This window comes from Pseudoalteromonas sp., assembly GCF_036960685.1.
Classification (GTDB): Bacteria; Pseudomonadota; Gammaproteobacteria; order Enterobacterales; family Alteromonadaceae; genus Pseudoalteromonas.
Genome location: NZ_JBALXK010000060.1, coordinates 1 through 1,067 on the forward strand (window position 1 = coordinate 1; position 1,067 = coordinate 1,067).

The window sequence follows — 1,067 nt, forward strand, 5'->3', positions numbered from 1 at the left end:
GCTATAGCTCAGCTGGGAGAGCGCCTGCCTTGCACGCAGGAGGTCAGCAGTTCGATCCTGCTTAGCTCCACCACTTTTACTTCTTAAAAATAAATATTCTTTTATCGGGTCCTTAAAAAGCCTGAGAATAGAGTGTGTTTAATTTTGAGAAGTTTTTTAATCTCTTGCTCTTTAAAAATTTGGAAAAGCTGATAATAAAATTCGTATGAATAACAGTGTTATTTGTACAGAGTTTTCAAAAGTAAAAAAGAATGATAGCAGTATCATTCAGTGCCATTTAATCACTCTTTGAGTTGATTGATTGGTATCTACTTTAGTATTCAATATTAACTTCTGGCGAAGTTAAACTGTCACAAAACAAAGACCCGTTTGGGTTGTATGGTTAAGTGACTAAGCGTACACGGTGGATGCCTTGGCAGTTGGAGGCGATGAAGGACGTATTAACTTGCGATAAGCCTAGTCAAGCTAGTAAAAAGCACTTGAGACTAGGATTTCCGAATGGGGAAACCCACCTGCTTGCAGGTATCGTTAACTGAATACATAGGTTAACGAGGCGAACGCGGAGAACTGAAACATCTAAGTACCCGGAGGAAAAGAAATCAATTGAGATTCCCCTAGTAGCGGCGAGCGAACGGGGATTAGCCCTTAAGCTGTTTTGTAGTTAGTAGAAGGCTCTGGAAAGTGCCGCCATAGTGGGTGATAGCCCCGTATACGAAAACTTATAAGCAGTGAAATCGAGTAGGTCGGAACACGTGGTATTCTGACTGAACATGGGGGGACCATCCTCCAAGGCTAAATACTCCCAGATGACCGATAGTGAACCAGTACCGTGAGGGAAAGGCGAAAAGAACCCCTGTGAGGGGAGTGAAATAGATCCTGAATCCGTGTACGTACAAGCAGTGGGAGCGGACATTGCGTTCCGTGACTGCGTACCTTTTGTATAATGGGTCAGCGACTTACTGTCAGTGGCAAGGTTAAGTGTTAACGGAGCAACTTCTTCGAACGTCCATGACTGCATACTGGCATTTTGCGCCATTTCTAATTGGCTGGTTGCAACACCACCGGCA

The 1,067-nt window shown here is 43.8% G+C and carries 1 rRNA gene; it reads left to right on the forward strand.

What is annotated here, in order from left to right:
* Window positions 1-380: 380 nt before the first annotated feature.
* Window positions 381-1,067 (forward strand): 23S ribosomal RNA (locus tag V7783_RS21005); the annotation flags it as partial.